General features: G+C 73.0%; 22 protein-coding genes and 1 pseudogene. 13 read left to right on the plus strand and 10 right to left on the minus strand.

Annotated elements, in window-relative coordinates; genetic code table 11:
• The first annotated feature begins 52 nt into the window (after positions 1-52).
• From OG370_RS19805 to OG370_RS19840, 8 genes are all read left to right on the plus strand, one after another.
• Positions 53-946 carry a phosphorothioated DNA-binding restriction endonuclease gene (locus OG370_RS19805; RefSeq protein WP_328466101.1) on the plus strand — a complete coding sequence of 298 codons (894 nt, stop codon included), beginning with the start codon at positions 53-55 and terminating at the stop codon, positions 944-946.
• 197 nt (positions 947-1,143) lie between these two features.
• Positions 1,144-1,722 (plus strand): RNA polymerase sigma factor, encoded by a 579-nt coding sequence (locus OG370_RS19810; RefSeq protein WP_328466103.1) that lies wholly within the window; start codon positions 1,144-1,146, stop codon positions 1,720-1,722.
• Positions 1,719-2,372: a hypothetical protein gene (locus OG370_RS19815; RefSeq protein ID WP_328466105.1), complete on the plus strand. Its 654-nt coding sequence runs from the start codon at positions 1,719-1,721 to the stop codon at positions 2,370-2,372. Before OG370_RS19810 ends, OG370_RS19815 begins: the two co-directional genes overlap by 4 nt.
• 279 nt (positions 2,373-2,651) lie before the next feature.
• Positions 2,652-3,836 (plus strand): outer membrane protein assembly factor BamB family protein, encoded by a 1,185-nt coding sequence (locus OG370_RS19820; protein WP_328466107.1) that lies wholly within the window; start codon positions 2,652-2,654, stop codon positions 3,834-3,836.
• 190 nt (positions 3,837-4,026) lie between these two features.
• A complete protein-coding gene (locus OG370_RS19825) occupies positions 4,027-4,377 on the plus strand; it encodes a sortase-dependent protein (protein ID WP_328466109.1) in 351 nt (116 codons plus the stop codon).
• Positions 4,374-5,003, plus strand: coding sequence for a class F sortase (locus OG370_RS19830; protein ID WP_328466111.1), 630 nt, complete (start codon positions 4,374-4,376; stop codon positions 5,001-5,003). The genes OG370_RS19825 and OG370_RS19830 overlap by 4 nt, the downstream gene beginning before the upstream one ends.
• A gap of 110 nt (positions 5,004-5,113) precedes the next feature.
• Complete coding sequence (locus OG370_RS19835) at positions 5,114-5,605, plus strand: RNA polymerase sigma factor (RefSeq protein WP_328466113.1); 492 nt, start codon at positions 5,114-5,116, stop codon at positions 5,603-5,605.
• Positions 5,589-6,116, plus strand: coding sequence for a hypothetical protein (locus tag OG370_RS19840; protein ID WP_328466115.1), 528 nt, complete (start codon positions 5,589-5,591; stop codon positions 6,114-6,116). Before OG370_RS19835 ends, OG370_RS19840 begins: the two co-directional genes overlap by 17 nt.
• A gap of 117 nt (positions 6,117-6,233) precedes the next feature.
• Here OG370_RS19840 and OG370_RS19845 read toward each other — a convergent pair whose 3' ends face one another.
• From OG370_RS19845 to OG370_RS19860, 4 genes are all read right to left on the minus strand, one after another.
• On the minus strand, positions 6,234-7,508 hold the full coding sequence (locus OG370_RS19845; protein ID WP_328466117.1) for a chitinase: 1,275 nt from the start codon (positions 7,506-7,508) through the stop codon (positions 6,234-6,236).
• 169 nt (positions 7,509-7,677) lie between these two features.
• Positions 7,678-7,995 (minus strand): hypothetical protein, encoded by a 318-nt coding sequence (locus OG370_RS19850; protein ID WP_328466119.1) that lies wholly within the window; start codon positions 7,993-7,995, stop codon positions 7,678-7,680.
• A 64-nt stretch (positions 7,996-8,059) separates the two neighbouring features.
• Entirely contained in the window at positions 8,060-9,457 is a 1,398-nt protein-coding gene (locus OG370_RS19855; protein WP_328466121.1) for a DUF4331 domain-containing protein, read from the minus strand.
• A gap of 140 nt (positions 9,458-9,597) precedes the next feature.
• Positions 9,598-9,966, minus strand: coding sequence for a hypothetical protein (locus tag OG370_RS19860; protein WP_328466123.1), 369 nt, complete (start codon positions 9,964-9,966; stop codon positions 9,598-9,600).
• A 716-nt stretch (positions 9,967-10,682) separates the two neighbouring features.
• On the opposite strand from OG370_RS19860, the gene OG370_RS19865 reads away from it, so the two are divergent.
• The gene (locus OG370_RS19865) at positions 10,683-11,141 is read left to right on the plus strand and encodes an ACT domain-containing protein (RefSeq protein ID WP_328466125.1); all 459 of its coding nucleotides are present in this window, start codon (positions 10,683-10,685) and stop codon (positions 11,139-11,141) included.
• 105 nt (positions 11,142-11,246) lie between these two features.
• Complete coding sequence (locus OG370_RS19870) at positions 11,247-12,605, plus strand: metallophosphoesterase (protein WP_328466127.1); 1,359 nt, start codon at positions 11,247-11,249, stop codon at positions 12,603-12,605.
• 78 nt (positions 12,606-12,683) lie between these two features.
• Here OG370_RS19870 and OG370_RS19875 read toward each other — a convergent pair whose 3' ends face one another.
• From OG370_RS19875 to OG370_RS19885, 3 genes and pseudogenes are all read right to left on the minus strand, one after another.
• On the minus strand, positions 12,684-13,304 hold the full coding sequence (locus tag OG370_RS19875) for a hypothetical protein (protein WP_328466129.1): 621 nt from the start codon (positions 13,302-13,304) through the stop codon (positions 12,684-12,686).
• A 74-nt stretch (positions 13,305-13,378) separates the two neighbouring features.
• Entirely contained in the window at positions 13,379-14,632 is a 1,254-nt protein-coding gene (locus OG370_RS19880; protein ID WP_328466131.1) for a hypothetical protein, read from the minus strand.
• 317 nt (positions 14,633-14,949) lie between these two features.
• Positions 14,950-15,492 (minus strand): annotated as a pseudogene (locus OG370_RS19885) (SigE family RNA polymerase sigma factor); the annotation flags it as partial.
• Positions 15,493-15,618: 126 nt separating this feature from the next.
• Here OG370_RS19885 and OG370_RS19890 point away from each other — a divergent pair.
• The gene (locus OG370_RS19890) at positions 15,619-16,131 is read left to right on the plus strand and encodes an HAD domain-containing protein (RefSeq protein WP_328466133.1); all 513 of its coding nucleotides are present in this window, start codon (positions 15,619-15,621) and stop codon (positions 16,129-16,131) included.
• Positions 16,132-16,161: 30 nt separating this feature from the next.
• Here OG370_RS19890 and OG370_RS19895 read toward each other — a convergent pair whose 3' ends face one another.
• From OG370_RS19895 to OG370_RS19905, 3 genes are all read right to left on the minus strand, one after another.
• Entirely contained in the window at positions 16,162-16,887 is a 726-nt protein-coding gene (locus OG370_RS19895; protein ID WP_328466135.1) for an alpha/beta fold hydrolase, read from the minus strand.
• Complete coding sequence (locus OG370_RS19900) at positions 16,884-17,066, minus strand: hypothetical protein (RefSeq protein WP_328466137.1); 183 nt, start codon at positions 17,064-17,066, stop codon at positions 16,884-16,886. The genes OG370_RS19895 and OG370_RS19900 overlap by 4 nt, the downstream gene beginning before the upstream one ends.
• Before the next feature lie 680 nt (positions 17,067-17,746).
• Positions 17,747-18,337, minus strand: a complete 591-nt coding sequence (locus OG370_RS19905) for a snapalysin family zinc-dependent metalloprotease (protein WP_328466139.1) — start codon at positions 18,335-18,337, stop codon at positions 17,747-17,749.
• 219 nt (positions 18,338-18,556) lie between these two features.
• On the opposite strand from OG370_RS19905, the gene OG370_RS19910 reads away from it, so the two are divergent.
• Both OG370_RS19910 and OG370_RS19915 read left to right on the plus strand, forming a co-directional pair.
• Positions 18,557-20,068 (plus strand): hypothetical protein, encoded by a 1,512-nt coding sequence (locus tag OG370_RS19910; RefSeq protein WP_328466141.1) that lies wholly within the window; start codon positions 18,557-18,559, stop codon positions 20,066-20,068.
• Between the two features lie 190 nt (positions 20,069-20,258).
• Positions 20,259-20,990, plus strand: a complete 732-nt coding sequence (locus OG370_RS19915; RefSeq protein ID WP_328466143.1) for a DUF4232 domain-containing protein — start codon at positions 20,259-20,261, stop codon at positions 20,988-20,990.
• Positions 20,991-21,030 lie beyond the last annotated feature (40 nt).

Raw genomic sequence — 21,030 nt, forward strand, 5'->3', positions numbered from 1 at the left:
CGCGGGCAGCGCGCCGCCCGCGGTGGGCCGCGCCGCTTTATGATCGCCGGTCATGGACTGGCTTGAGCGCGCCGCGAAGCTGAGGCAGTGGACCGGCAACGGGACGCGGGCTCCGCACAAGCCGCTGCTGTTCCTGTACGCCCTGGGCCGGTTCCAGGAGGACGCCGAGGCGGAGCTGCGGTACAGCGCGGTGGAGGCGGATCTGGGGCGGCTGCTGGCCGAGTACGGCCCGGCCCACCGGACCACGCCCGCGTACCCGTTCCATCACCTGGTCAGCGACGGGGTATGGGAGGTGCGCACCGACCGCGGCGACGGCAGTCCCGGCAACCGCGTGCGCGAACTGCGCGCCTCCGGTGCGGCGGGCAGGCTCGTGCCGGAGCTGAGGACGGCGCTGCGGCGCGAGCCGTCGTTGCTCGGACGGATGGCGCGGGTGCTGCTCGATCTGCACTTCCCGCCGTCCCTGCACGGCGAACTGTGCGAGGCGGTCGGCCTGGAGTTGGAGCTGGCGGAGACGGGGACGCTCACGGCGGTGCGGCGCCGGCGGGACCGGCGGATGCGGGAGTCGGTGCTCACCGCGTACGAGTACCAGTGCGCCTTCTGCGGCTACGACGGCATGATCGGCGCGGTGCCGGTCGGGTTGGAGGCCGCGCACGTGCGCTGGTGGGCGTTCGACGGTCCGGACGAGGTCGACAACGGAGTGTGCCTGTGCGCGCTCCATCACAAGCTCTTCGACAAGGGGGTCCTCGGTGTCGGCGACGGCCAACTGATCCTGGTGTCCCGGGATTTCGTCGGGCGGAGCGCGGCCGCCCGCGAGCACGTGGTCGCCCTCGCGGGCCGCGCGCTGCTCGGGCCGCAGCCCGGCACACCCGCGATCGCGGCTTCCCACCGGGCGTGGCACGCCCGGCAGGTCTTCCACGGTGAGCCGCGCCCGGCCGCCACGGCGTGACCGCCGGGGTACGTCGCCCAGGCGCGCCGCGGGCTGAGCGGCCGAGCGGCGCGACGGGCCGGCGCGGGAGGGGTGTCGTTGTCGGCTGCGCCCACCCGCGGACACCGGCGCGGACCGCGGATGTAACGCTTTCGGGTGCCGCGGACTAGTACCGGGTGTAAGGCATCGCACCTTTGACCTGCCCTGAGGAGCCGTCCGTGCCAGCGGAGCATCCGAAAGCACCACCCGCGCGGGACCCGGTCGGGTTCGCCGCGTTCTACGAGCAGCACTTCGACACCGTGCTCGGTTTCGTCACCCGGCGCGTCGACGACGCGCACCTGGCCGCCGACCTGACCGCGGACATCTTCGTGGCCGCCCTGGAGGGCGCGCACACCTACGACGCGCGGCGCGGCGCACCCGTCGCCTGGCTCTACGGCATATCCCGCAACGTCATCCACGCCCACTTCCACGGCACCGCCCGCGAGCGGCTGGCGGTCGCCCGGATCAGCGGGCGGCGGCTGCTGGACGACCAGGACGTCAGCGCCATCGAGGCGCGGATCGACGCCGACCGCGCCGTCCGGCAACTCGCCGCCGCCCACGCCGCGCTCTCCGACCCGCTGCGCCAGGTGCTCGACCTGGTCGTCCTCGACGGGCTCACGGTCCGCGAGGCGGCGCAGGCGCTGGGCGTCAGCTCGCCCACCGCCCGGGTCCGGCTGCACCGCGCCCGCAAGGCCCTGCGCAGCGCGGGCCAGACCCACATCGCCGGTTACGAAACCCTTCTGGAGGCCGCCCAGTGAACGTCCCCGCGCACTTCAAGCAGCAGCTCGCCGACGAGTTGAACGCCCACGCGGCGGCCCTGTCCGCCCCGGCCGGCCACCGGACCCTGCTGCGGCTCCACGTGCCGCGCCGCCGGGTGGCCCTGGTCGTCGGCGTCGCCGCGGCGGCCGCCGCCGCTGTGGCGGTCGCCCTGCCGTCGACGTCCGCGTCACACAGCGACCAGCAGGCCGCGCCCGCCCGGCAGAGCGCCCCGGGCAGCTCCGGCACTTCGGGCGCCTCGGTCAGCTCGGGCACCAGCGGCCTGAACATCGTCAACGCCAACTACTCCGTGCGGTCCAAGCCGGGCGGCATGGTCTCCGTCCAGCTGTTCGACCTGAAGGGTGTCCCGGGGCTGCAGGCCACCCTGGACAAGGCCGGCATCCCCGCGAAGGTGATGGCGCCCTCGGCCTCCTGCTCCGCCACCGGCCACACCCACGACAGCCCGCACGGCAGCCTCCTCAAGGTGGCGCCGCCGTCCGGCTTCCACAGCAACGGGGTCCGCGACATCGATCCCGGGGCCATCGTCCCGGGCGACCACCTGCTGTTCGTCCCGGCCTCGAAGAGCGGCCCGGTGACCTCGCTGGCCATCACCCTGGTGCGCCAACTCCCCACCTGCGTCCCGGCGAACTAGCCCCGCAGGGCCCGCGCGCCTGAGGAACGGAACCCAACAGGCCGTACCCGCCGACCGGCTGGTGCGGCCCGTTGCCATGACGGAACGCGCCGTCCCGCGTCCCGCGCGCCCCGCGGCGGATGACGGAACGCGGCGGTGAATATGTTCAACCGTTTGAAAAAACCCGCCGGTCGGGACGGCCATCAACGACCATGGAACGTGGAAGGCGGGCCGCCGCACCAGGGGGCGGGCCCGCTCCGCGCGCATCGCCAGGGCGATGCCGGACGAGGGGGTACCTGAGTGAAGACCCGAAGAGCTGTCGCCGTCCTGTTAGGCGCGGCACTGTCGATCGTCGCGCTCGTCACACCGGCCGGCGCGCAGCCGGCGCAGACCGGAGTCTCGACCACCTACCAGATCAACGCGCGGCACAACGGCACCGTCGTCGACTCCGGCGTCGGCGCCCCACCGCTCAGCCAGAAGTGGTCGCGCGACCTGGGCGGGAGCGTCTCCTACCCCGTCGTGGCCGGCGGGCGGGTCTTCGCCACCGCCGCCTCGCCGACGGGGTACGGCACCACGCTCTACGCCGTCGACGCGGCCACGGGCGAGAACGCCTGGGCGCCGGTCGACCTCGGCGGCACCTACTGGTGGTCCGCGCTCGCCTACGGGGGCGGCCGGCTCTACGCCCAGAACTACGACGGCGTGCTGACCGCGTTCGACCCGGCCACCGGGGCGAAGCTCTGGACCGTCACGCTGCCCGGGCAGTACTCGTTCACCTCGCCGCCCACGTTCGCCGACGGTGTGGTGTACACGGGCGGGGCCGGTTCGGGCGGCACCCTGTACGCGGTGGACGCCGCCAGCGGCGCGCTGCTGTGGAGCCAGCCGGTCGCCAACGGGGACGACAGCTCGCCGGCCGTCGATGCCGCCGGGGTCTACGTCTCCTACGCCTGCGAGCAGACGTACGCCTTCGACCCCAAGTCCGGCAGCCCGATCTGGCACCACCAGACGGGCTGTTCCGGGGGCGGCGGCCGTACGCCGGTCCTCGCCGACGGCGGAGTCTGGGTCCGGGACAACGGGATGGCCTCCTCGGTCCTCGATGCCGGCACCGGGGAGGTCAGCAGCACGTACGACGCCGCCGGAACCTCGCCGGCACCGGCCATCGACGGCCACCAGGGCTATTTCGTGGACGGCGGCGTCCTCCAGGAGCGGTACACCCCCACCCTGGACACGCGCTGGACGTTCCAGGGCGACGGCCGGATCAGCACGGCGCCGATCGTCGTCAACGGCTATGTCTACGTCGGCTCCCTGAGCGGCCAGTTGTGGGCGGTCAACGGCGCGACCGGCCAGTCGGTCTGGTCCACCGATGTCGGCGCGCCGATCGACGCCCCCGACGAGCAGAACGTGTCCCAGCCGCTGACCGGGCTCGGCGCGGGCGACGGGCTCGTGGTGGTTCCGGCCACCAACCTGCTGGTGGCGTACGGGCAGTGAGCGGCAGGGGTGGTCGCCGGTTCCGGCGGCCACCCCTGGTCCCTGCCCCTGCACCTCCCTCGTACGATCGGCCCCGGCGACTTTGCCGGGTCTTTACAATCGACTCCAGCGCCGCCTCGTCTTTTCAGTCGATCCGCACCACAGCCCGCCGCGTGACAGCGCGGGCGGACCGACGAAAGAGAGCGATTCCATGCGCCGAACCGTCCTGAGCGCCGTGGCCCTGGCGTGCACCGCCGTCCTGGCGAGCACCGTGCCCGCGTTCGCCGATGGGGCCACACCGTCCCCGAGCCCGACCTCCGCGCAGTCCCCGTCGGCCAGGCCCTCGACCGCGCCGCCGGCCGCCTCGCCCGCACCGACCAAGGTGGCGCAGCCGAGCCAGGTCGCCGCCGTGCCGAAGGGAGCACCGGACACCGGTGTGGCGCCGGTGGCGTCGCACTCCGGAGCCGACGGCGGGCTGATCGGCGGGGGCGCCGCCGCGGCGCTGGCCCTCGGCGGCGGGGCCTTCCTCCTCGTGCGGCGCCGGCGGGCGACCGGGGCGTGACCTCGCTCTCCAGGCGCGCGTTCGCCACCGCGGTGACGGCATCGCTGCTCACGGGCTGCGGCGGCCACCGGGTGGGCGGCGGCGCCGCGACCACCCGCCCCCCGGGCACCCGGCCCCCGAGCACGCCGCCGTCCTCGCGGCCCGCCGCGAAGTCGGTACGTGCGCTGGGGCGTTCGGTCCCGGTCAGGCTGGAGGTCCCCGCCATCGGCGTCGACACCCCGCTCATCCAGCTGGGGTTGGCCGCGGACGGCAGCGTGCAGGTCCCGCCGATCGCGGCGCACGACCGGGCCGGCTGGTACCGGAACTCGCCGACACCCGGGCAGACCGGACCGTCGGTGATCCTGGCCCATGTCACGGTCGGCGCCTACGGGGACGGGGTCTTCCGCCACCTCGCGCGGCTGCGTCCGGGCGACCGGATCGTGACGCGCCGGAAGAACGGCACGGCACCGCAGTTCACCGTCACCGACGTCCGTACGGTCGCCAAGTCGGATTTTCCGACGAGCGCGGTCTACGGGAACGTGGACCGGCCCGAGCTGCGGCTGATCACGTGCGGCGGCCCGCGCAGCGGTGACGGCTACCTCGACAACGTGATCGTCTTCGCCGCGCTGACCTCGACGGGCTCCTGACGCGCCGCAACGGGTCCCGGGCCGCCGCCGTTCCGTACGCCGGCGGCCCGGGACCGTCCTCCCGAGAGGGCCCCACGTGTCCGACCAGTGCCACCACGACATGGAGAGCGTTGAAACGGTCCCGCGAGAAGGCAGCGTCCGAGCTGTTCGCCGCCTTCTACCCGCGCCTCGCCGGCTGGTGCCGCCGTCTGGTCGACGACGACGAGACGGCCCACGAGATCGCCTCGGAGGCGTTCACCCGGCTGTGGGCCCGCTGGACGGCCGTGGCGGAGCCGCGCGGATTCCTCTACGTCACCGCGACCAACCTCGTCCGGGACCACTGGCGCAAACTGGAGCGCGAACGCCGGGCCGTCCGCCGGGCCACCGCGGAGGCCGCCGTCCGGCCGCCGACCGAAGCGGCCGACCCGTCGTTGCGCCTGCTCGTGCAGTCGCTGCCGGAACGGCTGCGGGTGCCGATCCTGCTGCACTACTACGCCGACCTCCCGATCCGGGAGATATCCCTGCTCACCGGCCGGAAGGAGGGGACCGTCATGTCCGACCTCCACACGGCCAGGGAACTGCTGCGCGCCCATCTGAGGAGAAGCCTTGATCACACAGTCTGACGACGGTCAGGACTTCGACCCCGACGACCCGCTCACCGTCATCCTGCGCCCCACCCCCGCCCCGCTCGGCCTGCCCCCGGGCCGGTACGAGAAGATCCGCCGCGGCGCGGCCCGCCGCCGGATGCTGCGGATCGCCGTCGGGGTCGGCCTGTCCGGTGCCGTCGCCGCCCTCGTCGTGGTGCCGCTGCGCATGACGGGGCCCGTCGAGCCCGCCGCCCCGACGGTCCCGCTCGGCCCGCCGCCCGCGAGCAGTCCTTCGGCCGGGCCCACCTCGTCGCCGGTGCCGTCGCCCGCCACCAGGCCGCCCACGGACGTCCCCACCAGCGGCCCGCCCACCGCGAAGACCCCGCGCACGCAGCAGGTCCCGTCCGGCGCCAACGCCTCCGCCACCCAGGCCGTACCGGCCACACCGAGCACGTCCGAGGCGCCGCCGGCACCCGACCCCACCGACGCCTCTCCCCGGCAGTCCGGCAATCAGCCGTCGCCCCTCCCGACGGAACTGCGCCGCTGAGCCGGGGGAGCCGGACGACGGACGGCCCGGCCCCGAACCGGGGCCAGGCCGTCGCGGGTTCCTGGATGGTGCATTGGAGAGTTCCTGGACCAGTGGCTCAGCGATCGGCTCAGCGGCTCAGCAGGCGCCGAGGTCCTGCCAGACACCCCATTCGCCGGTGGTGCCGGGCTCTTCCCCCTGCGTCCACCACTTCGCCTGCCAGGTGTGGCCGTTCCACGCGACCGTCTCACCGCCGGTGTAGACCTGCGAGGAGCTCCAGGAGCCCGCGGTGCAGGTCGCGCCTCCGGTGCTCCCGCCGGTGGTGGTCCCGCCGGTCGTCGTCCCACCCGTGGTGCTGCCGCCGGTCGTGGTCCCGCCCGTGGTGGTCCCGCCCGTCGTCGTGCCACCGGTCGTGGTCCCGCCCGAGTTGCCCGCGAACGGCAGGAACGCGTCGGTGAACGCCAGGCTGCTCTGGCTGATCTCGGTGCAGGTGGGAAGGGAGTTGGCGCTGCCGCTGCACGGCTGGTCGCGGTTGATCGACCAGAACGCCAGCCGGGCGACGCCGTGTTGCGCGGCGAAGCTCTCCACGGTCTGGGCGTCGGCGAGGGTGAACGTGGACCCGTCGTCGTTCTTGCCGATCATCGGGGTGATGCCCAGATTGCCGTAGCCGTAGCTGGAGTCGACGGACTGCATCTGGGCCAGCGTGGCCTCGGCCGCGGAGACCGAGCCCTGGCCCATCTCGGTGCCGGTGCCCGAGTAGAAGTCCATGGTCATGATGTTGACCACGTCGATCTTGACGCCCGCGTCCTTGGCGGCCTTGATGATGTTCACGCCGTCGCCGGTCAGCCCGCTGGCCAGCACCGGCAGCGTGACGGAGAACTTGAGGCTGGGGTTGGACGCCTTGAGGTCCTTCATCGCCTGCATCTGCCGTGCCACGGAGGCGGTGTCGGCGATCGCGGCGCCTTCGATGTCGAAGTCCAGCTGGGTGACGCCGTAGTCGTTGACGAGGGCCTGGTAGCCGGCGTCGATGGAGCTCTGCGTGGAGCAGGTCCAGGCGAGCGGCAGGCCGCTCGCACCGCCGGACGAGATGATGACGGAGGCGCCCTCGGACTTCGCCTTGGCGATCAGCGGGTCGGTGAAGGAGTCGGCACCGATCGGCAGGGTGTCGCCCCAGATCTGGTTGCAGCCGCTGCCGAGCACGAAGGCCGCGGTGTACGCCTTGAGCCCGTGTCCGGTGATGGCGGTGTCGAGCATGCCCTCCTGGCTGTTCGACATGTCGACGTAGGGAGCCACGGAGTAGGCGTCGGCGGCCGGCGCCACCGCGGCGTTGCCCGTGGGGGCCAGGGCCATGACCGCACCGGCGGTCGCGAGCGAGAGCGCGGCGGCGGAAGCCGCCCATTTCGCAAAGCGCATGGAAGCACCTCAAGCGTGAAGTGGTGGGGGGAGCCTGCGGGTTGGGGGGAGCGTGCGTCTCAAGCCTGATTGGTACGTACCAAACCGCGCGGACGCCCGCCGCGTCAAGAGGACTAGACCAACTTTCCGCGGCCCTTTCCCGTTCCCCCTCCTGTCCCCCGCACCTCGTTCACCGCCAGTGGTACTCGCTGACCGCGCCGCCGGACACGGTGACGGTGCCGTGCGGGATACCGGGGCTTCTCCAGACGGTGTACTCGCCCTCCTCCAGGGACGAGAGGACCAGGCAGTGCAGGGTGCGATCCGGCAGATGGCGCGGGCGGACCGCGGCGTGGGTGCGGCGGGTGGGATCGGTGGTCGGGCTGACCTCGATCTCCAGGCCCTCCTCGTCGGGGCCGGTGTGGATGATGACCGCACCGGTCCGCTCGCCGATGTCCAGGACGACGCTGCCCGCCAAGGAGGGCGCGGCGGTGTGGTGGTGATCGTGCATGGCGGGGCTCCTCGGGTCCGGCGGCGGGGCGTCGCCCCGCCGCCGGGTGGATGACGCGGTGGGGTCAGGACGCCGGGTGGTGGTAGCCGTCGTACGGCACGCCCAGGTAGGGGAAGTGGTCCAGGTACGGGTTGGTCACGTCGGCCGGGGTGAGCCCGTCGGTGATCTGGCCGGCCGCGGCGTCAGGCGTGTACGACGTGTCGACCAGCGGGAGCGTGGCGCCGGCGATGGCCCGCAGTTCCACGGTGACCACGTCGTCGAAGACCCGGCGGCCGTTGGGGAATCCGGCGGCGTCGCCCGCGACCAGACCGAGGATGTCCGGATGGGCGGCCGGCGGGACCGAGGTGTTCAGGCGGAGCATGTCGGCCTGGGTGGTGCCGGTGAAGTTCTCGAACCCGGGCACGACGCCCTCGGGGATGCCGGTCAGCAGGATCGCCAGCAGGTCGGCGCGGGACTTGCCCGACTTGTTGTACGCGTCGAGGTTCGGGAACACCCCCGGATAGAGGCCGGGCAGCAGCTTCGCCAGTTCCGGGTGGGCGACGTAGTGGGCGAAGCGCTTGTCGTCGCTGGGCGGCAGCGCGTTCCACTCGTCCTTCTCGCCGAGCGCCACCAGCACCTCGTTGAAGAGCGGGTTGCCCAGTCGCGAGACCTGCACGAACGGCCCGGACTCCTGCTCCTGGCCGCGGCCCTCCTCGATCACGCGCGCCTGGCGGCGGCTCGCCGAGGTCCATACGCCGATGGTGGCGCGCGGGTCGGACGCGTCCTTGCCGTGCCAGCCGTCCCGGGTCAGGTCCGCGATCGGCACCTGCACGGCGAGACTGTGGACGTTCAGCTCCTTGGTGGTGTTCACGCCCGGGGCGGGCTGGGTGAACACGCTCATGCCGTACTGGTTGTGCAGTTCCTGGAACGGGCGCAGGTTGCCCAGGTCGAAGATCGACCCGAGGTCCACGTAGAAGCCCTCGGCGCGCTGCCCGGCGAAGACCTTGCAGGTCTTGCCGACGGTGTGCACCGCGGCTTGCGCCAGCTTGTCGTAGTGCGGTGTCGACAGCGGGCCGATGTTGCACGGCGGGCAGGTCAGGTCGCGGCCCAGCACGGTGCTGCGGCCCTGACCGTCCACGCGGGTCAGCGTGTAGGTCTGGAAGCGGTTCCAGTTCGGCGAGTCCAGCGCCAGGATCGGGCCGGTGTTGTACAGGAAGCTGCCCGGCGTACGCATCCTGGTGGTGAAGCGGAACTGGTACGTGACGTCGGCGCGGCCGTCGCCGTCGTTGTCGACGTGGATCTCGTAGAGCACGTCGTCGCCGAACTCGTAGAAGTTCGGGCCGCCGGCCGGGTTCTGCAGCGGGATGTAGTTGGCGATCAGGGTGACCGCGTCGGGGCGGTCCGGGCTGACGAACGCGTACACGTCCGTGCTGTCGGCCACGGGGTCCTTGGAGATCTCCGGGGCTTCGCGGTGGGAGGACATTCAGCGGGCCTCACTGGTTCGGGGGTACGGATACGGGAACGCGGGGCGGGTGCGGGGAACGCGGGGGCGGGGACACGGGCGGATCGGGGTGCGGACTCCCTTGGCGGAGAAGGGAGTCGGACCGCACGGGGGCTCTGCCGTCAGCGGGCGTGCCGCAACAGGGCGCGGGTCAGATCCCGGTCGACGACCCGGTGGTGCTGCTCGCCGTGGAAGAAGTCCAGCTCTCCGCGGGCCGCGTCACCGACCCGGACCATCAACGGCTCCTGGGACACCTCGGGCTCCTCGGCGACCGCCGGCTCGGGCGCGGCCTTCGCCGCGGCGGGCTCGGCGGCCGCGGCCGCGGTCGCTCCGGCCGTACCGGCGCCGAGGACCACTCCGGCGGCGAGCCCGGCGGCGCCGATCATCCCGGCGTTCTTCATCAGGCCCCGCCGGTCGACGCCCGGCCCGGACGGGCTCTCTTCCCGCGGGTGCTGCGGGGGTTGCGGAAGCTGCGGGTGCTGTGCGGACATGCTCGCTCCTTGGCTCGGTGGAAAAGCGCGACGGCCTTCGCGGTTCGGGTCGTGCGACAGCGGAACAGCTCGGCGCCACCGAATGCGGGACCCGGGAAAAGGCCGGTCGCGAGGTCGTCAGGAACCGGATCTCCCGGATTCCGCGGCAGGGAGAAGGACTCGGTGGCACGGTGACGGATATCGGCAACCGCGATCCTCGGCAGGGAAAGTCGCGACCGTTTCGGAGTGAAGCGGCCAGGTGCCCTCCCGTCAAGATCCAGTCCGCCGCCCGACGCCACTGCCACGAAGCGCGAGTCGGACGTTCCCGCAGGCCGGGACCGGGCCGTTGATGCTTCGGAGTGAATCTCGCGGGCAGGGCGCCGTCAGCCCAATCCGCGCCACCCGCGGCGCCGAAGGGAATACGGCAGGCCGTCTTCAGGAGGTGGATCGGACCACTCGTCCCGTCACGGAAAACGTGCACCCGCATGGTTCAGGCGCTCTCGATTACCCCATGAGCGCTTCTCTCCCGTGCGCTCTTTTCCCCAGCCATGAAATGCCCAGCGCCGTCACGCGAGTTCCGGAAACCCCCCGATCCCGACACCGGCCCTCGGCGTTCCGTACGTCAACGCCGGCGCCCGCCAGCAGAAGGGGGCGCAAGAGGGCGGTGCGCAAGAGGGCGACGGTAGGGCGGGGACGCTTCGGTCGGTGCCGAAGCGTCGCGCGCGCATGGTTCGGCCATGGACACACCCACAGAACGGCCGGTGCGGACGCGAACCACCGGCCAGGACGTCGCGACGGCCCACCCGCAGGACCTGGAGGTCCGGCTGCCCGACCGCCCCGGCGCGCTGGCCGGCCTCGGACAGGCGCTGGGTGAGCGCGGGGTGAGCCTGGAGGGCGGCGGCGTCTTCACCCGCGACGGACAGGCCGTCGCGCACTACCTCGTCGACGACGGCCCCGCCGCCCTGGCCGCCGTCGCCGCCGCGGGGCTCGGCCCCGGCCTCGCCCGCGACGTCGTCATGACCCGCCTGGACCAGGGGACACCGGGGCAACTCGGCGCGCTCGCCCGCCTGCTCGGCGACGCCGAGGTCAACGTCGAGGCCCAGTACAGCGATCACGCCGGCAACCTCGTCCTCCTGGTGGCGGACCGGCACGTCGCCGCGTGCCGCGAGGTCATCAGGGCGTGGCGGCGGCGCTGATCCCCACGCTGTCGCGTGCGGCTACTGGTGGGGGCCTTCGGACTCGGCGCCGGGTGCCGGATGATGGGGGCTGACGGTGGGGCGGCGGGTGTGAAGGGCGGCGCAATGGCAGACGGTGAATCGACCCGGTCCGGGCCGGACGTTCGGGCGGCCGGTGAGCGGCCGGAGAGCGTCGTGGCCGTCGCCCGGCCCGAGGACGAGGCCGGTCCGGCGCCCGTGGCGGGTGCCGGGACCGAGGACGGGAGCAAGGAGGCCGGGGCCGAGGACGGAAGCAAGGCCGAGGCCGGGGACGGGGGTGCGGGTCCGCGGCGGTCCCTGCGCCGGCGGCTGGGCGGGAGCGTGGTGTTCCTCGTCCTCGCGCTGCTGTTCGTCCTGCCCTGGTGGACGCTGTTCGGCTCCGGCGCCGGCTGGCCGGTCCCGGTCTTCGTGGCCGGCACGGTCGTCTTCGCGTGCGGGCTGGTCGCGTTCCCCTTCCTGATGGTCGCGGGCCACGGGCGCCGGCGGGCCGACCGGGCGGCCCGCGTCGCGGACAGCACCCTCGGGGTGGTCTGGGTGCTGTTCACCTGGTCGGTGCTGGGCGGTCTGGTGCACCTCGTGCTGATGGGACTCGGCACCGGCGGCGCCGACCGGGCCAGGGTCGTCGCCGTGGCCGTCGCCGCGGTCTCCGTCGTCCTGCTGGCCTGGGGGCATTACGAGGCCATGCGCGTACCCCGGGTGAAGCGGCTGGACGTGCGGGTCCCGCGGCTCGGCAACGGCCTGGACGGGACCCGGGTCGTGGTGCTGGCCGACACCCACTACGGGCCGATCGACCGGGCCGGCTGGTCGGCGCGGGTCGCCGAGGCGGTCAACGCGCTCGACGCGGACGTCGTGGTCCACGCCGGCGACATCGCCGACGGCACCCCCGTCCAGCGCCGTGAGCAGTCCGCGCCGCTCGGCACGATCCGCGCCCGGCTGGCGAAGGTCTACGTCACGGGGAACCACGAGTACTTCGGGGAGGCCCAGGGCTGGCTGGACCGGATGGCGGAACTCGGCTGGGAGCCGCTGCACAACCGCCATGTCGAGGTGGAGCGCGGCGGGGACCACCTGGTGCTCGCGGGCGTGGACGACGTGACCGCGGAGTCCTCCGGCCTGGCCGGGCACCGCGCGAACCTGGCCGGCGCGCTGGCCGGAGCGGACCCGGACCGGCCGGTCCTGCTCGTCGCCCACCAGCCCAAGTACGTGGAGCAGGCCGCCGCCGCGGGCATCGACCTGCAGGTGTCGGGACACACCCACGGCGGGCAGATCTGGCCGTTCAACTTCCTGGTCCGGATCGACCAGCCGGTGGTGCACGGCCTGAGCCGGCACGGCGAGCGGACGCAGCTCTACACCAGCCGGGGCAGCGGCTTCTGGGGCCCGCCCTTCCGGGTCTTCGCACCGAGCGAGATCACGTTGCTCACCCTGCGGCCGGCCGGCGACGCCAACTGACCGGCCGGGCAGGCGGACAAGCCGGGCCGACCAGCCGGGGCTCCGGCCCCGCGCCCCTCGCGGTGCGGCCGGGCGGCCTCACGGGTCCTGGTCCGGCCAGGTCGCCGCGAGGTCGCTCAGGCTCGGGAAGCGGGGGCCGGGCACCGTCTCCCGGAGCGTCCGGCCGTTCAGCCAGCAGACCTGGAGGGCGTCGCTCTCGGTGTCGAGTACGCAGCACGCTCCGCCGCCGGCGGCGGCCAGGCCGGTGAACACCGTTCTGACGCTCGCGGACCGCTCGAACATCACGCTCATCCGCGACGTGGCCGCGGTGAACTCCATTGACGCGTAGCGAGGGTGCGGCGCGGACGCGAACCGGACCGTGAGGTAGATATACCCGATCCTGGCCCTCCCGAGCTCGTCGGGTTCGGGTTCGGGTGCGGGTCCGGGTGCGCGGCCACCGCCCTCCACGTACGCGCGCACCGCGTCGTCGACGCCGCACATGATCGTGGTGTCGAGGTCCAGCGTGCCGCCCGCCGAGCAGTCGACCGGCTCGCTCGCGAAGTTCGAGGTGAACGGGACGACGAGTTGCCCGCCGCCCGGCAGGGTGACGTCAAGTGGCGGCACCCTGCCGGTTCGTGGCGCCAGTTCCGCGAGCGCGGCCAGCGTCCTGGCGACGTTCCGGGCGGGGACGAAGATCTCGTAGCTGTAGTCGAGTCCCATGCGAGTCCCCCGTTCCCCCGTTCCCCCGTGCGCAACACCGCATCCTCCCAGAGCGGGAGCCGCCCCGCGCGGCGTCAGCGATGGGCGAAGACGGCTTCCCAGCGCGCGGGCGACTCCTCCTGATTCGTGTGCCGCGCTCCGGAGAGCGGGACCTCCTTGGTGCTCCCGATCGTGACCATCACCAGGCGGGTGCCGAACTCGTTGCCGCCGGGCACGATGTCCCAGGCGATGAGGTGGCGGTCGTCCACCCAGGCCAGCAACTTCTGCCCGCGCAGCAGCGCGGCCCGCTTGCCCGTGACCGGGTCGAGCAGTTCGGTGGCGGTCTTCGACCCCTCGCCGGCGAAGTCCCCCGCCATCAGTTTGCCGTCGGGTGACAGCCCGGCCGGGGCGAGATCGGGGTCCTCGTGCTTCTCCTTCGCCGGTGCGGGCACCTTGGTGCCGTCGAGGCTGAGGAAGACGAGGTGGGGCTCAGCCATCTGCAGCTCCGTCAGGAGCGTCCCGTCGTGGTCGAACCGCAGGGCGGCACCGGAGATGTCGATACCGGGGGGCATCGACTTGTCGGGCGCCAGCGCGTGCCACCGCGCCGCTCCGGACGGCAGGTCGATGACGGAGAAACCGGTACGGGAGTATTCCGGCTGCGGCTGGTACGAAGACCCCTTACCGTCGGTGACGAGTATCCGCTTGGCCCAGAAGAGGCGGTTCGGGTTCTGGTCGTAGGTGGTGACCACCAGCTTGCTGCCGTCCGGCGAGAGGTCCAGGGCGGCCGCGCCCTGCGGCACCGGAATCCAGTGGGTCACCCGGCCCGTGCCGAGGTCGAGGATGCCCACCCGGCGGGCCGGGAGCGCCTGTTCCAGCACGGCCGCGGTGCGCAGACCGGGGGCGACGACCACGTCGGACCAGCGCGTGTCCGTCGCGTAGCGGCCGGTGGCCGGGTTGAGCAGGCTGTAGGTGCGGGTCTGGACCACGTCGTGGTCGGACTGGCGGACGTCGCGGGTGGAGTAGTAGGCGGCCAGCACCTGGTCCCCTGCGGAGATACGGTCGCGGGGCGGGGACTGCGACGGATGGCTCTCGACTCCGGTGACGGCGGGGCTGTCCGCCGAACCGTCGTGCCGGCCGTGCCGGTTCGTCCCGTGGCCCGAGTCCAGCACGGTGGGCGTGGCCACCGCGGCGGCGACGGCGACCACGGTCACGACGGTCGCCGCCGTGAGGCCGCGCGTCCTGTGCCGGGCGCGGCGTGCGAGGACCCGCCCGGCCAGGTCGGCGGGCGCGGGCCGGACGGACTCCGCTTGCTCGCGGAGCGTGTCGCGGACGAGTTCGTCGAAGGTCACGGTCGTACCTCCAAAGGGGTGCCGGGGGACGCCGGGCGGGCGGCGCCGCGGGGAACGTCGGACAGGCGAGTGGGAGCGGCGGGCCGGGCCTGACCCGCGGGGCGCTGGGACCGCGCCGGATCGGGTGGTGCGGTGCGGGACGCGGCGTCCCCGGCGTCCGCTGAGCCCATTGCGTCCGTCGCGTCCGTCGCTCGCGCGGCCTCCGTGCCGGTGGACCCTTCGGACGCGTCGGACCCGTCGGACGGCGCCGGAGCGCCGGCCGGGACGCTGACCAGGCTGCCGGCCGTCCCGGTGTACGGCGCCTGCCCGTGGCCGGGCTCGCGCGGGGCGGCGCTCTGCGGCGGCCGCGGTTCCGCGGACCCTTCGAGGTCACCGAGTTCGGGTGCCAGGGCGCGCAGCCGCGCGAGCGAGCGGTGGGTGGTGGAGCGCACCGTGCCGACCGAGCAGCCGAGCGCGCGGGCGACCTCGGCCTCGGGCAGGTCCTCGAAGTAGCGCAGCACGAGAACGGTGCGCTGACGGGTGGTCAGCCGGGCGAGGGCGCCCCGCATCAGCAGGCGCAGATCGGCGGCGCCGGTGCCGTCGCCCCCGGCCGCGCCGTCCGGCGGCTCGGCGACGGACACCTCCTTGCGGCGCCCCTTGAGCCGCCACCTGCTGATCTGCTGCCGGTACAGGACCTGCCGGACGTACGCCTCCGGCTCGTCGATCCGGCGCCACCGGTTGGCCACTTTGACCAGCGCGTTCTGCAGCAGGTCCTCGGCCGCGTGCCGGTCGCCCCCGCTGAGCAGCACGGCGGTTCTCAGCAGCGCGGTGGATCGGTTCGCCACGAACTCCTGGAAACCGTCCTGGTCTTCCGCATCCATGGTCACCTTCGCTCTCCGGCGGCCGATTGCCCCCTCCTGCCGCTACTGACGCGCGCGGGTGCCTCCGGCTATGCCTCCCCTGTGCACCCACCGAACCACCCGCGGTACGCCCGCTATCGTGCGACCGTGATCGGTTCATCGGCACGGCCCCTGCTCTTCCTGGACGTCGACGGACCGCTCATTCCCTTCGGGGCGACCCGGGATGAGTACCCGAACGGCTATCCGACGTACACCCCGCAGGACAGCGGCTCGCATCCGCTGCTCGCCAGGGTCGATCCCGCGCTCGGGCCCCGGCTGTCGGCGCTGCCGTGCGACCTGGTGTGGGCCACCACGTGGGAGGAGGAGGCCAACGAGTGCCTCGCGCCGCTCCTGGGTCTGCCGCGGCTTCCCGTGGTCGCCTGGCCGGAGCCCTCCGAACGGGGCGAACTCCGTGGTCCGCACTGGAAGACCCGCCCCCTGCGGGACTGGGCGGCCGGCCGGCCGTTCGCCTGGCTCGACGACGAGATCACCGAGGCCGACCGCGCCTGGGTGCGGGCACACCACCCCGCCCCGGCCCTCCTGCACCGGGTCGACCCCCGCCACGGCCTCACCGCCGCCGACCTCGCCACCGTTGACGCGTGGCTGCGCGCGGCGCGTTGACGTCAGGCCCGCGGGGTTCCGGGGGCGCGTTCAGGCCGTCACCGCGAGACCGTCGACGAACTCCTTTATGTGGCGCAGCAGTTGTCCGTGGTGGGGTGGGGTGAAGACGTCGAAGTGGCCGCAGTCCAGGTCCCGGACGGTGAGGCGGGTGGCGAGCGAGCGCCAGCGGGCGATCTGCGCCTCGCGGTCGGGGCTCGCGCAGGCGAGCAGGAGTGTGGGGGTGTCGCTGGGCTGCCGGACACGATGGGCTCGTGCGGCGGCGAGATGGGCGGCGGCGGTGGAGCGCAGCAGCGCCGGCTCGAAGCCCGAGGACAGCCCGCCGGCGGAGTGTTCGATGCTGTCGAGCGGATGGGAGCGCAGCAGCGCGTTGTCCGGTTCCAGTTCGGGGTGGCTGTCGATCATGACGACGGCGGGCGGCGGCGTGCCCCCGGCGTTCCCCGCGACTACGGCCGCGGCCTCCGCGGCCAACTCCCGGGCGAGGATGCCGCCCAGCGACCAGCCGGCGAGCAGGGCGGGCGGTCGGGGAAGCGCGTCGAGGAGTTCCCGGTAGGAAGCCGTCATCCGTGGGACGCTCCGCTCCGGGCGCTCGCCGGGCAACAGCCCCGCCGCGCGGATGCCGTAGACCGTTCCGTGCCGGGCCAGTTGGAGCGTGAGGCCGACGTACTGGCCGAGCCCGCCGCCCGCGGGATGGATCAGCACGGTGTCCAGTGGACCGCTGCGCCGGCCCAAGGTCATGAGCAGCCCGTCCTCGCTCATCGGCCGGCCCGCTGGGTGACGGCGCCGCACACCAGCGCCACGACCGCCGCGATACCCGCGATCGCCGCGATCAGCGCGGCCAGTACGGCGCGCACGGTGGTCACCGTCCAGGGGCCCATGCCCCCCAGGGCCCAGGCGGTGGCCGGGAAGGCCGGCGAGAAGACCACCGCGTCCGCCACGGCCGGCCTGCTCCCCGGCACTCTCCCTCGATCGGCGCCCCCCGGTACATCCGCCGGTGCGGCGGCTCGCCGGGTGGTCGCGCCGGGCTCCACGTTCATGGCGGGGCCTTTCCTCATCGGGATCGCATCGAACGCGTCGGGCTCATCGGGGATTCCGCAACGGCGCCTGGCAGAAAGCCTGGTGACCGTGGACCGCTCCGGGCGCTTCGGCGAGGCGGCCCGGGACACGGGCAGTCTACGGAAGGCGTCGGAACGGACCCATGCGTCCAAGCCCTGCGGCCACGCCCTCCGCGACGGTTCCGGTGCACTTGGGCGCGCCGCGGACACCCGGGCGGCGGGTCCTTCGGGCGGACGTCTCCCGGGCCGGATTCGCCAACGTCTCCTGGTCGCAGGGGTGTTCGCCCGGCACTTCGCGTTCCCCTCCCGTGCGGGATGCCGGGATGGCCGATTCTGTGCCGTGCCGGGGTGTCAACGCGCGCCTGTGTCAGGGCACATGAGGATCTGCGCCGGGCGACCGTAGCCGGGCGGAGCGGACCGCCGAGGGTGTCGCACACCCCACAAGAACCCGGCAGAGAAGTCGAATTCACGGCAGGACCGGCCAACTCACCGGCGAACAGGCCGTACGAAGGGTCCCGCAGACCGCCGCAGGACCCTTCGACCGTAGGACGGTGTGGCGACGGTCAGCGTGCGCCGGCGAGCGCGGGCGCCGACCAGACGTCGACCACGACCTGCCGGTGGTGCGGGCGCGCCGCCGCCGCTCCGTCGGCGTAGTTCTGGTCGACCTGTGCCGCCTCGGCCGCGTCCGGCGTGGCGTCGGTGCACGAAGTGCCGGGGCCGTGGCCGGACATGAGCTCCGAGCAGGGGCCGCTGTAGTCGTCGAGCAGCCCGAGGATGTGGCCGGTCTCGTGCGCCGCGATCCGGGTCACGTCGTAGCCCTCGTCCACCGCTTCCTGTCCCAGCTCCACCTCACCGCTGCCGCCCGGGAAGATCGGCCCCAGCGTGGTCTCGGGCCAGCCGTCCGTCGCCACGTAGACGTAGTCGGCCGCGCCGGGCGAACTCGCCGGCACCAGCCGCACGTTGTGCACCGCGTCGTTCCAGTTCTGCACGCCCTGCGTGATCGCGCTCGCCCACTGCCCCGCCTGGCTGGCGTCGTACGTCAGCGTGACCACCGCCGTGGTCGCCTTCGGTGCGGAGTGCGCCGAGGCGACCCCGCACGTCGTACCCAACATGGCCGGGATGAGCGCCGCCATGGCGACTGTTCGCTTGATCATGAGACTCGTGCGCCTCCTTGGCATCAGTTGCACCAGAAGTCACCAGAGCATCATGAGCACGACAACCTCCACAAGTACCCGGCACCCGGCAGTTCCCGAACCCCCGTCCGATCCGGGCGGGTCGGCGGCCCACGGCACTCCGCCTCCCCGGCGGTGGAGCAGGCTGCGCGCCCGTGCTAGATTCGCCTGCTTTTCTTCAATGACTGGGGGGTTCTTGAAATGCGACGCATCACCGCGTTCGCCGGCACCGCTGCCGTGCTGACGCCGCTCCTCCTGATGAACGCCGGCTCCGCGTCCGCCGCGGCGAGCAGTTCGCTGACCGTCAGCACCATCGGCCGGGACGGCAAGTCCGTGTCCAGCGGCCCGCAGGCGGTCAACGTCAAGACGCACGACCTGTACTACCTGACCAGCGGCAAGGCGACGAAGCTGCCCAAGGGCAGTTACGACGTGATCGTGGACGTCTTCAACACCCGGGACGACACCGACACGCTCGGCGCCAAGCGGGTGACGGTGTCGGGCGGTTCGAAGACGACCATCGACGCCCGGCAGGGCCACGCGGTGAAGGAAGCGCTGAGCCCGGCCGCGCCCAGCGGCTACGACCAGCTCCTCACCGTCAACCTGTGCACGGCGGGGTCCGGCGAGGTCAGCGCCTGGGCGGGCACGGGCGGCCTGTTCGTGATCCCGTCGTCGCTGTCCACGGTCGAGTTGGCCTACGGCTCGACCTGGACGCCCGACAGCGGCGACGGCCGCGGTCCCGTCTACGTGGGCACGGGCGTGCACAAGAAGGGCCTGCCGAGCGGGCTTTCCGCCACCTTCCACCAGTCCTCGCTGGCCTCGCTCAAGGTGACCGCCCGCGGCGGCCCCCAGACCGGCCGCTCGCGCGTCGAGATCACCCGGAACAGCAGCGACATCTGCCAGGCATCCTCCGCGCGGGTGGACACCGAAGCCACGCTGCCGTACGGCTTCACCGCGCACCTGACCGGCGGGTCCTGGCAGGTCTCCGAGACCGCCAACGACTACGTCTACGGCCCGACGCACCAGTACAGCGCCGGCAAGAGCTACGGCATCACGCTCAACCGCGCGGTGTGGGGTCCGAGCGGCGACCTGCCGTACACGTGGGGCTCCGGACACCGGCTGTACTTCGGGGACATCGGGATGTTCACGGACCCCGTGCTCGGGGTCCCCGGCAGGGCGACGACGACCTACAAGCTCACCAAGGCCGGCAAGTCCCTGTCCACGAAGTCGCACCAGCCGGTGATCAAGAGCGCCGGCTGGTACACGCTGACCGAGGCGGCCACCCGGCACCCCCTCCACAAGCTCGCGGCCGGCGCCTCGTCCAGCAAGGCGACGGTGAGCATGCACTTCTACGCCAACCCCAAGGCGACCGACCAGGTGCGGGGCTATCTGACCCGGTTCACGCCGGTGGCCCTCGACTCGTCCGACCGGGCCCGGCCGGGCGCCACCACCACCGTCGACCTGGGGATGCTGCGGAACAAGCCGTCCGACCCCGAGGTGCGCCAACTCTCCGACACGGCCAAGAAGGTAAGGGTCTGGGCCTCCTTCGACGGCGGCAGGACCTGGCACGCGGAGACCGTCAAGCACGCGGGCAGCGCCTGGACCACGGCCGTCCACGACCCCAAGTCCGGTACGGTCTCGCTGCGTTCGACGGTCGACGACAGCCACGGCGACACGACGACCACCACCGTCGTCAACGCGTACACGGTGAGCTGACGTTCGCCGCGGCGACCGTCGCGGACACGGCACGCACATGCGGTTCGCGTCGGCGGGGCACGGCCTGGACGGCCGTGCCCCGCCGGCGTTTTCACCGGTCGGACACAGGACAGGGCGGCCCCGGCCGCCGGGGACCCTGTCGCCTGGCCGGGAAGTTCCTGTCACCGTTCGGTGAAACTCCGCTGGAAGGATGATGACTGCCCGATACACCCAGCAGTGCAAGCGACTTGAGGTCCTCATGCCGATCAGCCCCCGACGTTCCGCCGTCGCCGCCGCCGTCCTCGCCGCGGCCTGCGCCGTCACGCTCTCCGCGTGCGGGTCGTCCGACGGGACGTCGCACGCCTCGGCGTCGAACTCCGCGAGCCAGCAGGGCGCACCCGGCGACGGGACCTCCCTCTCGCCTTCCGGCAACGACGGCAGCGGCGCCACCCAGGACCCGGCGGGGGCCACCACGGCACCGGGGACGGCGCCCACCACGGCGCCCGCCGGCGCCCCCGCCGGAAAGTCGGGGACGTCCCGCTGCCACACCTCGGACCTGACGCTCTCGTTCGAGACGGGCGGGGACGCGGCGCCCGACACGACCTCGGACGCCCAGCAGACCGCCGGGATATCGGTGCACAACCGCAGCAGCCACGCCTGCCAGGTCGGCGGCTTCCCGGGCCTGGACCTCAACAGCGGCTCCACGCACTGGTCGCTGACCCGCCAGAGCAAGCACTACAGCGCGATCACGCTCGCCCCCGGCGACAACACCGACTTCCAGATCACCTTCCTGCCCGAGCCCAAGGGCAAGTGGACCCCGAAGTCGGTGACCGTCACGCCCCCCAACGAGACCACCAGCGTGACCCTTGCATGGCCGTGGGGCCCGGTCCTCCTCCAGGACGGCGCGACGCACCCCGGCACGTACGTCGGCCCGATCGGCTAGGTGTTCTGTCCGGGGGTTGTGGACAGTGGCCATGATCACT

The organism is Streptomyces sp. NBC_00448 (assembly GCF_036014115.1).
In the GTDB taxonomy this organism is placed as follows: domain Bacteria; phylum Actinomycetota; class Actinomycetes; order Streptomycetales; family Streptomycetaceae; genus Actinacidiphila.

What these genes read in the sequence shown, in the direction of transcription:
- OG370_RS19850 (WP_328466119.1), bottom strand. Translation starts at nt 7,995, where the DNA reads ATGCACGATCACCACCACACCGCCGCGCCCTCCTTGGCGGGCAGCGTC.
- OG370_RS19855 (WP_328466121.1), bottom strand. Translation starts at nt 9,457, where the DNA reads ATGTCCTCCCACCGCGAAGCCCCGGAGATCTCCAAGGACCCCGTGGCC.
- OG370_RS19825 (WP_328466109.1), top strand. Translation starts at nt 4,027, where the DNA reads ATGCGCCGAACCGTCCTGAGCGCCGTGGCCCTGGCGTGCACCGCCGTC.
- OG370_RS19870 (WP_328466127.1), top strand. Translation starts at nt 11,247, where the DNA reads ATGGCAGACGGTGAATCGACCCGGTCCGGGCCGGACGTTCGGGCGGCC.
- OG370_RS19905 (WP_328466139.1), bottom strand. Translation starts at nt 18,337, where the DNA reads ATGATCAAGCGAACAGTCGCCATGGCGGCGCTCATCCCGGCCATGTTG.
- OG370_RS19860 (WP_328466123.1), bottom strand. Translation starts at nt 9,966, where the DNA reads ATGTCCGCACAGCACCCGCAGCTTCCGCAACCCCCGCAGCACCCGCGG.
- OG370_RS19875 (WP_328466129.1), bottom strand. Translation starts at nt 13,304, where the DNA reads ATGGGACTCGACTACAGCTACGAGATCTTCGTCCCCGCCCGGAACGTC.
- OG370_RS19845 (WP_328466117.1), bottom strand. Translation starts at nt 7,508, where the DNA reads ATGCGCTTTGCGAAATGGGCGGCTTCCGCCGCCGCGCTCTCGCTCGCG.
- OG370_RS19910 (WP_328466141.1), top strand. Translation starts at nt 18,557, where the DNA reads ATGCGACGCATCACCGCGTTCGCCGGCACCGCTGCCGTGCTGACGCCG.
- OG370_RS19895 (WP_328466135.1), bottom strand. Translation starts at nt 16,887, where the DNA reads ATGAGCGAGGACGGGCTGCTCATGACCTTGGGCCGGCGCAGCGGTCCA.
- OG370_RS19865 (WP_328466125.1), top strand. Translation starts at nt 10,683, where the DNA reads ATGGACACACCCACAGAACGGCCGGTGCGGACGCGAACCACCGGCCAG.
- OG370_RS19805 (WP_328466101.1), top strand. Translation starts at nt 53, where the DNA reads ATGGACTGGCTTGAGCGCGCCGCGAAGCTGAGGCAGTGGACCGGCAAC.
- OG370_RS19915 (WP_328466143.1), top strand. Translation starts at nt 20,259, where the DNA reads ATGATGACTGCCCGATACACCCAGCAGTGCAAGCGACTTGAGGTCCTC.